The sequence below is a fragment of the Thauera phenylacetica B4P genome, from assembly GCF_000310225.1.
GTDB lineage: Bacteria > Pseudomonadota > Gammaproteobacteria > Burkholderiales > Rhodocyclaceae > Thauera > Thauera phenylacetica.
Genome location: NZ_AMXF01000582.1, coordinates 1 through 547, shown reverse-complemented (window position 1 = coordinate 547; position 547 = coordinate 1). Strand labels below are relative to the sequence as shown.

At 77.3% G+C, this 547-nt stretch carries 1 pseudogene; it reads right to left on the bottom strand.

Annotation, left to right across the window (positions count from 1 at the left end):
- Window positions 1-547, bottom strand: a pseudogene (locus C667_RS23800) (translocation/assembly module TamB domain-containing protein); the annotation flags it as partial.

Here is a 547-nt window from a genome sequence, read left to right as displayed (position 1 = left end):
GCCGCTGGCCTCGACGCGCGCGCTCGCCAGCCAGTCGGGCTGCGCGGCGCCGTCGGCGGCGCGCGCACGGCTGCCGAGGCGGCTGAGGCCGAGCACGAGCTCGAAGGGTCCGTCGATGCCGGAGTCGAGGCGGACGCGGCCATTCACCCCGGCCAGGCGTAGGTCGCCGGGCAGGGCGAGGTTCTCGCCGAAGAGGTCCAGGCGGCCATTGGGCGCCTCCAGCGTACCGCCGATGCGGCCCTCGGCGCCGGCGCGGCCGCCGAGCCCGAAGCCGATCGCCGCCAGCGCGGGCGCGTCCATGCGCAGCGCCAGGCTGTCTCCGGGCGCGCCGAAGGCGCCCTCGGCGACCAGGGTATTGCCGGCGACATCGAGGTCGATCTTCGCCTCCGGCAGGCGCAGGCCTTCCAGGCGCAGGCGGCCCTGGCCGCGCAGCGGGCGGCCGTCGAGCCGGCTGTCAGGGATGGTGAAGTCGAGTGCGACCGCCTGCGGCAGGCCCTGGGCGGGCAGGTCGCCGCGCGCGTCGAGGTCGAGGTTGAGGCGGGGGCTC